Genomic DNA, 7,986 nt, shown 5'->3' with positions numbered 1-7,986 from the left:
TGAGTTCTAACTAGAGAACAAATTATTGAAAATGTAGAATGATAGAATTTATTATAAAGCCAAGTGTAATAAATTATAAATAAATTTCAAATACAAAAGATTTAGGTGGCATTTTGAAGAGAATTAAAACCAGACTAAGTCTTATAATGACACTTTGCTTAGTTAATGTGAGTGTAAATAGTGAGTTAAATATATACACTATTTACACTGTAAACATAAATATCAAAATCCTAATTTTTTAGCAGTATAATCTTTAACAGCTGAATCTAACATATTTTGCCATGAGGAAAAATTACTTATCCTTCTTACATAGGAATCCATTTCTCTATCTGGGATTGCTTTAAAGTCATTTATAGAGTTCACAATAAAATTACCAGACTTTAAAAATTCATTAAAGCTAGAGAATTTAGTATGTTTTTTCATAAAAGAAGTGGTAAATAAATTATTGTAGGATACTGAATCATTTTTTTCTAATTGGATTAAACGATTTTTAATTGAATCTAATCCTCTAATTTTGAATTCAAGATTCATAGCTTTACACCCCCTCTTTTTATAATATTCATTATAAGTAATCAAATTCCTTTAAAATTTAAAATTTTATCTATAATATATACGGGGGTGGTAGTAAATATTATTGCACATTAAAATTGAAGTTTAATATACACTAATAAGATTAAGAGTGCTATAATATAGCATGATGTAAGGAGGAGAGAATAAATGTTAACAAATAAAATAGTAAATTATACATACAATTATACAGATTCTGCGTTCTTAATTCAGGGAGAAGAAATTAAGGAAGTTAAAGATACTAAATTGATTAATAACATAAAAAGTACTGATGGTTTTGTTAAATATAAAAAAGAAGAAGATGACATTCTCTATGTTAAATATCAAATTGAAGAAGTTACAGTAGATATTAATAATAATTTATTGATTTTTGTAGTTGCCAGTGAAACAAATATACCAGAGAATAGTAAAAATATTAATATAGATAAATTTCTATTTATGGATTAAGCTTACCAAAAAGAACAGTCAATTAATGGCCGTTCTTTTTTTATTATCACTTATTCTTAATGAGAAAAAGAATATAATTATTATAGAACTGTGGCAGAAGCATTGATTGAATGATGTAAGGTTAAAAACTAGATCAGTCTTTTAGTAATAATATAATTTCGAAAAAATATATATAATCTGAGAAGCTTTATTTTAAGGAGTGTAGATTGTATGTCTTATTGTAAAAATTGTGGTAATGAGTTAAAGGAGGGAGAAAACTTTTGTAGTGAGTGTGGTACTCCAATCGGAAAAGTTAATACAAATAAGAAAGCTATAACGGAAACTCAAACTGTAAATTTATTTTCAAAGGTTATATCAGAAATATGGGAAACATTTATCTCAATGATTAAAACTCCTTTGACCACCATAACTAAAGTGGATAAAATCATGTCAAAAGAAACTGCAGCAGTTTTTACTATATTAATGGCCTTAATACTAGGATTACTAGAAATATGGAACACTAAAGTTTTAATAGATAATGCAGCTACTAGTTTTGGGGATAGGATGCTAGAACAATACTTTAACATGAATCAATTTTTAGGAAATCTTTATGGTAGGATTTTTATAATTACTGCTATTATATTTATTATTTCTATGGGAGTAATGTTTATTATTGATTACCTAGTTGGAAGAATAATTCTTGGGGGACAAGATAATCCTGAAGCTTTATGGAAAGTAGTTATAGCTTCAAATGTTCCAAATTTATTCGGTTTCTTTTTATTTATAGTACTTTCTTACATTTCACCAATCATAGGACTTATACCACTGCTCATAGGTTCAATTCTAAGTCAATTATCATTATTTAGAGGTCTTACTAAGGAATTTCAGTTGTCTGAAAATAAATCAGCTTGTACACTTATAGCTGGATATTTCGGACTTATACTTATTGTATTTTTATTACTTAAATTGATTTTGAGTTCTATAGTAGGATAGAAAATTTCTTTAAATGGATGGTGATGCTTTATGGAAGAGCATAATAAAAAAGATTCAGAAATCAAAATCAATATTCAGGGAAATTTTTGCCCACAGTGTGGAACAAAAATAACTAAAGAAAATATTAAATTTTGTCCCTATTGTGGATATGAATTTAAAGAGCATTATAGTGAATTAATTACAAATGAATCTTTAGTTTCTGCGGTAAATGAAGATAAGTCTAGTGAAATTGGAGAAACTACGCTGCCTAAGAAATCTGGGAAAAATTTGATTTTACAAGAGAAAAATAAGAAAAAAATTATTATAGCTTCAATTATTGTATTGATAGTAATTATTGCAGGTATCTTATTTAAATATTATTACGATGTGACAAATTCTCCAGACTACAAAGCACAAAGATTTATGGATGCATTAAAAAAAGGTGATTTTGATAGTGCATATAATTATTTTGATACCACGAAACTAGATGGAAAGATTTTTTTAACCAAAGAGGATTTTAAAAAGTCATTTGGTGGAAATTCAATTTCTAATTATACTATGCAGAAGATAGATAATACTAAAAACACATCTCTATCTAATAATAAAGGGTTCAATGCTGAAGGCAAAGCAAATCAAGTATATTCATATGATGTATCTATAAGCGCTAGTGGAGAAAACAGACAAATACCGCTTACCCTTGAAAATAAAAAGGATTATAATAAAAATGGAAAATGGTTTGTAGACCCAGCTCCATTTATTAAGACTACTTCCATAATTCAACCTAATAATGTTAGCATGAAGATTAATGACAAGGCTATTAACATAAAAAATGAAGAAGCTATAGATATGTTTTTGGGATATCCTTTTACAGTAAGGTTTACTAATGGAGATATTAAACCTATAGATATTAACGGCAAGGCAGGAGATAGCATACAAAATGTGAAAATAGAACCTAGTGATCAACTTAAGGAATATATTAATAAGATTATCAATGGATATAGGGTTGCTATGAATAAAGTAAGAGATAATAGAGATATGAGTAATTTATTGCCCTATGTACTTCAAAATTCAAGTAAATGGAATGATATAGTAAATAATTTATACTACAATAGTTACAGTGGAACATCTTTAGTAAACATACAAGTGAACAATATACAATTTAGTGATGATACTTTCCATAATATATATGTAGATACTACTGAAACTTGGCAATATAGCTATAGTACAAGTAATATTCATGTTAATTATACAATTAATAAACAGGATAATGGTAAGTGGTTCATTGTGGCGAATAATAATTAAAGGCTTTGGCCTTTTGTTAATAAGTTACAAATAAAAGATAAAGATAAAGGGCTACTAATGATTTATTCTAGTACTTATAATTATGATAAAAAGGTTTAATACTGAAAATAAAATTAATTTCAGTGTCAAACCTTTTATTTTAATATTATTATCTTATAGCATGATATTTAACTTTTCATGCATTAAAGGTTAATATCTTCACCTGATTTCCCGATGTTTCAGCTTGCTGAAACGAGTTCACTTGCTTTTTTCATATTTAAGAAGAAGTTGAATGTTATAAACTTCTGCTCTGCTTAGTTCTGAATCTGAACCTTTAAAACTGCTGTCGGGATGATACCAAGATTTTGCATTAAAGTAATCTACATAGGGATGTTGATGAAATATATAACCGTGTCTTGCATAGATTTCATTTATTGCCATTCTTATTTTACCTTTATCAAGGTAAGCCACATCTGAATCACTTAACATCACGGAATCACTATATGGGAAAATAAAATCTGATGTATAATTATAGTAATTAGTGTTACTGGTATCAGTGTTATCATCAATGTAAGTTTTTGGTGTTACAACCATACCATTATCTTTAGGAGTAACTTGAGTATTGTCACTAGGATCTTTATAGGTATTTGGTTTGTCATCACTAGCACTGTTGTTATTGCTAGGAGTATTGGGTAATAAATTTGATGGAGCCGATGCTACATTATTGTTTTTAGGTATAATACTAGATAAATAATAACGTAACCCAAAAAAAATTCCTGTTGCCAGTGAGATAGTTACTATTACAACTATTGTAATTATTAATATTGTGAAGTTATTAGTACTATGGTTATTTGTAGATTGATCAGTGTCATTAACCGGCTTTGAAATTTCATCAGTTTTAATAGGACTACCGCATTTAGGACAGAATTTAGAGTTGTCGGAAATTTCATATCCGCATTTACTACAATTGGCCATTGGAAGACTCCTTAAAAAATAGTATTTATTTAATTATATATAGTTATAAGACAAATATTACTTTGTTAAGAATTAAGTATTAAGAATTAAGTATTAAGTATACTAAAAATATAATTAAATTTCAATTTTTTAAGTAATCCAGCAAACCATTAATAATACTTACTTTTCTGTATAAAAATTATTAATATATATTGCAATTAAAATTATACATTAATAATAGCCAATAGATGATCTCTAGACAAACTAATAATTTTATAAATGAATATAATTTATTGCAACATATATATACACAAGAGAATTAGTAATTGATTATTATTTATTATGTTTTAAATCATATAATTGAACAGAATTTGATCTATCAGAAAAATTACTGGAGCCCTGTTTTTCTGTTCGGTTTCTTGAATTAGTAGAGTTTTGCCATTTGCTTTCTGGGATAATCTTTCCATTTTGTTTAATCCAATTCATTAGAGCATTATTTGAGTTATTACCCATAAAGCCATATGCACCCATTCCTCCACTATTTGACACGGTATTTACTATAGCATATCTTATAGCTCCAGAATCAACTAATTGTTTAAATTGATTTACAGTAATTATTTTATCAGATCCACTAAAACCTCCAATAGTCATTACTTGATCACCAGTTTCAAGTATTAAATCTGAACCATAAGACATAGCAGAAGGTACTGCAACAAGATATTTTTCATTTGTTCTATTAGCATCTAAAAATTTTATGAGTTTTGAATTATTACTGACAATTGTATTTCTTCCTTGATTATTATATGAGAGCTCTAATCCGGCAGAAGGACTACTGCCATTCATTTTATAAAACATAGGGGTAAATGACCAAATTGTAGGAGCAATTAGAATACCTATAAAAGCAATACTAACTGTTGTTTTGCTTAATATTGAAATTCTTTTATGCAAAATTTTATCTTCAAGTTTAGATATGTTAATTATAATTAAGGATATGGAAGCTATAAAACATAAAATTGCTGTTATTATGATTATAATTTTATAACCGTTTGATTTTCCATAATTATAGGATAAAATACGCATTTCAACAAGGGCATTTATAATAAATGCTATTGGTAAAAACCATGATTTCCATTCATGCTTTTTATAGACTTCCCACATGGATGATAGTCCAATTCCAACTAAAGCAGCAATAGATGGTGCCATGGTTGTTAAATAATAGGTGTGTGTTATATTTTTTACGAAACTAAAATATATAAACTCAGTTAATAACCATACAATCCACAAAACTAATGATAAATTTTGTCTATTATCGAAAGAAAATCTAAAGGCCCCGTTTAATATTAGTGCTAAAAATCCAATTAAAGCAAAAGGCAAAAGCCAGGCTATTTGATCTGACATATTATTATTAGAAAATAATCTAATAATGCTTGGATTAGAAGTATTTCTCATGCCATATTGAGCTGATATATTTTTATTTGAAGGATTAGACAATTCACCTTGAACGGGCATCCTATTAATTTTATTTCTATTATTAGATCTATTTTTTAATGAGTCTTGAGAGCGTAGATTCCCTCCGACATTTCTCCCACCTATACCTACTCTTTGCAATCCATTGTGACCAACTATAAGTTCCATAACTGTGTTATTGGTACTACTGCCTATAAAAGGTCTATTATTTTCAGGAACTAAATCTACAATTATAGCCCAGGAAAGTGATACCGCTAAAAGTATAACTGTACCTAAAATAAGGTGTTTAATTTTCTTCTTAAAGGATATAGTAGAAGAAAGAAAATATGTTATATATATTGCCGGTGCTACCATATATGCCTCCACCATTTTTATATTAAAACCTATAGCTATAAAAATTAAACTCAATAGGAGAAACTTAAATTTTCCTTTTTCAGCAGCTTTAAGAATAGCCAGACACGCTATCAGTGAAGTTATGAGAAGTAAATTATCTATTGTGTTATTTCTACCTGCGGCTACAGTTATTGGAGTTACTGAAAGGCATAAAGCTGAAACTAATCCTGCTAAGGTTCCAAAAGATTTTTTCACAATATAATATATAAGTGCAACTGAAAGTACTCCAGCTAGAGCCTGAGGCAGTATTATACTAAAACCGCTAAATCCAAATATTTTTGCAGATATGGTTTGAAGCCAAAACCCCAAAGGGGGCTTATCAATAGTTACAAACCCAGATGGATCAAAGGATGCAAAAAAGAAATTTTTAAGATTCATCATCATACTTTTTACACCAGCAGCATAAAAAGTATTGGCATAACCTTCAATGCCTAAATTAGCAAAATTTAATACTATAGATAAAATTAGAATTAATGATATTCCCAAAGTACTTTTTGTAAATTTTATTTTTTTTTCCAAATAAATGACCTCCTTAATTAAATGCATTGATTATAAATGTCATATGTTTTTATCATCTTTCTTAAAATTTATTCTACTTGAAATTATATAATTAGGTCGAGCTTTACCTTCATCAAAAATCCTTCCTATATATTCTCCCATTATTCCTATGGCTAATAATATTAGACCAAACATGACAAAGTTAATTGATAAAATTAAACTAAAGCTTAAAATCTGAGTATGATTATATATTTTTCTTATAATGATACATATGAAGGAAAATATGCCTATCAACAAAATTAAAACACCTAAATATCCTGAAATAACAAGTGGTTTATAAGAAAATGAAGTTATACCATCAAGAGCTAATTGCATCATTTTTTTTAATGAATACTTAGTCTGTCCGGCAAATCTTTCTTTTCTATTAATCTCAATAGAGGTCTGTTTATAGCCGACCCAACTGACAAGACCTCTCACATATCTATTTCTTTCAGGAAGACAATTTAAAGCATTGCATACTTTTCTATCTATAAGTCTGAAATCACCTGTGTCCACAGGAATATTAACAGTAGTCATATTATCTAATAATCTATAGAATGTTTTCGCAGTAAATTTTTTGAAAAATGTCTCACCTTCTCGTTTTGATCTTTTAGCATAGACGACTTCATAACCTTCTTTCCACTTGTCAATCATATTTGGAATTATTTCTGGAGGATCTTGAAGATCTCCATCAATTACTATGATAGCATCTCCTATAGATGAATTCATTCCAGCAGTTATTGCAGATTGATGCCCAAAATTTCTAGAAAAATTTAAAAGTTTAATTTTTTCATCCTTACTGCATATTAGTTCAGCTTTATCCTTTGTTCTATCTGTACTACCATCATTAATAAATATAATTTCATAATTTTCATTAGTAGAGTACATTACTTTCTTTATTCTTTTATAGCTTTCATCAATAACAAGCTCTTCATTATATAATGGAACTACTACAGAATAAATTACTTCATTACACATTTCGCTCACCTCAAATTAAAATACTAAAATGGAATTCAATTACACTATAGTTAAATTAAGTTACAGTTCTATGGCAAATTAATTAACATTTTTTATAATTCTTGTTTTAATTGTTCATAAAATATGTATTACCTATAGCTATAAGTAAATATAAAAAGGAAAAACACACAACCAAATTAAGTTGTGTGTTTTAACTAAAAATTATATACTATACTTTTATGACGATTCAATTATTTTAAACGGTTTTCGTAATCTTCAACCATCTTTTTAACCATTTGTCCGCCAACGGAACCATTCTGTCTTGAAGTAAGATCTCCATTATAACCATTAGTTAAAGGAGTACCAACTTCATTAGCAGCCTCTATTTTAAACTTGTTTAAAGCTTCTTTTGCTTCAGGAACTAAAACTCTA

At 27.7% G+C, this 7,986-nt stretch carries 8 protein-coding genes; 3 read left to right on the top strand and 5 right to left on the bottom strand.

Going from position 1 to position 7,986, the window contains the following annotated elements; all coding sequences use genetic code 11:
* Positions 1-222 precede the first annotated feature (222 nt).
* Positions 223-531, bottom strand: coding sequence for a hypothetical protein (locus tag RH99_RS16920; RefSeq protein ID WP_010241046.1), 309 nt, complete (start codon positions 529-531; stop codon positions 223-225).
* A 186-nt stretch (positions 532-717) separates the two neighbouring features.
* On the opposite strand from RH99_RS16920, the gene RH99_RS16915 reads away from it, so the two are divergent.
* From RH99_RS16915 to RH99_RS16905, 3 genes are all read left to right on the top strand, one after another.
* Positions 718-1,014, top strand: a complete 297-nt coding sequence (locus RH99_RS16915; RefSeq protein WP_010241044.1) for a hypothetical protein — start codon at positions 718-720, stop codon at positions 1,012-1,014.
* Positions 1,015-1,224: 210 nt separating this feature from the next.
* Positions 1,225-1,986 carry a zinc ribbon domain-containing protein gene (locus tag RH99_RS16910; protein ID WP_010241042.1) on the top strand — a complete coding sequence of 254 codons (762 nt, stop codon included), beginning with the start codon at positions 1,225-1,227 and terminating at the stop codon, positions 1,984-1,986.
* Positions 1,987-2,016: 30 nt separating this feature from the next.
* Positions 2,017-3,267 carry a zinc ribbon domain-containing protein gene (locus tag RH99_RS16905; RefSeq protein WP_010241038.1) on the top strand — a complete coding sequence of 417 codons (1,251 nt, stop codon included), beginning with the start codon at positions 2,017-2,019 and terminating at the stop codon, positions 3,265-3,267.
* Positions 3,268-3,504: 237 nt separating this feature from the next.
* Here the strand turns inward: RH99_RS16905 and RH99_RS16900 are convergent, their stop codons facing one another.
* The 4 genes from RH99_RS16900 to RH99_RS16885 all read right to left on the bottom strand — a co-directional run.
* Positions 3,505-4,221 (bottom strand): YARHG domain-containing protein, encoded by a 717-nt coding sequence (locus RH99_RS16900; RefSeq protein WP_010241036.1) that lies wholly within the window; start codon positions 4,219-4,221, stop codon positions 3,505-3,507.
* Positions 4,222-4,533: 312 nt separating this feature from the next.
* Positions 4,534-6,579, bottom strand: coding sequence for an ArnT family glycosyltransferase (locus tag RH99_RS16895; protein ID WP_010241033.1), 2,046 nt, complete (start codon positions 6,577-6,579; stop codon positions 4,534-4,536).
* A 39-nt stretch (positions 6,580-6,618) separates the two neighbouring features.
* On the bottom strand, positions 6,619-7,575 hold the full coding sequence (locus RH99_RS16890) for a glycosyltransferase family 2 protein (protein ID WP_010241031.1): 957 nt from the start codon (positions 7,573-7,575) through the stop codon (positions 6,619-6,621).
* Positions 7,576-7,805: 230 nt separating this feature from the next.
* The coding region (locus RH99_RS16885; RefSeq protein ID WP_010241028.1) for an alpha/beta-type small acid-soluble spore protein at positions 7,806-7,986 on the bottom strand (181 nt) is incomplete at its 5' end.

Source organism: Clostridium arbusti SL206, assembly GCF_000246895.1.
Lineage (GTDB): Bacteria > Bacillota > Clostridia > Clostridiales > Clostridiaceae > Clostridium_I > Clostridium_I arbusti.
The sequence above is the reverse complement of the archived record's forward strand: the minus strand, read 5'-3'. Positions and strand labels throughout refer to the sequence as shown.

Excerpts from the sequence above, each read along its gene's own strand:
- RH99_RS16920 (WP_010241046.1), bottom strand. The coding sequence starts at position 531 with ATGAATCTTGAATTCAAAATTAGAGGATTAGATTCAATTAAAAATCGT.
- RH99_RS16915 (WP_010241044.1), top strand. The coding sequence starts at position 718 with ATGTTAACAAATAAAATAGTAAATTATACATACAATTATACAGATTCT.
- RH99_RS16910 (WP_010241042.1), top strand. The coding sequence starts at position 1,225 with ATGTCTTATTGTAAAAATTGTGGTAATGAGTTAAAGGAGGGAGAAAAC.
- RH99_RS16905 (WP_010241038.1), top strand. The coding sequence starts at position 2,017 with ATGGAAGAGCATAATAAAAAAGATTCAGAAATCAAAATCAATATTCAG.
- RH99_RS16900 (WP_010241036.1), bottom strand. The coding sequence starts at position 4,221 with ATGGCCAATTGTAGTAAATGCGGATATGAAATTTCCGACAACTCTAAA.
- RH99_RS16890 (WP_010241031.1), bottom strand. The coding sequence starts at position 7,575 with ATGTGTAATGAAGTAATTTATTCTGTAGTAGTTCCATTATATAATGAA.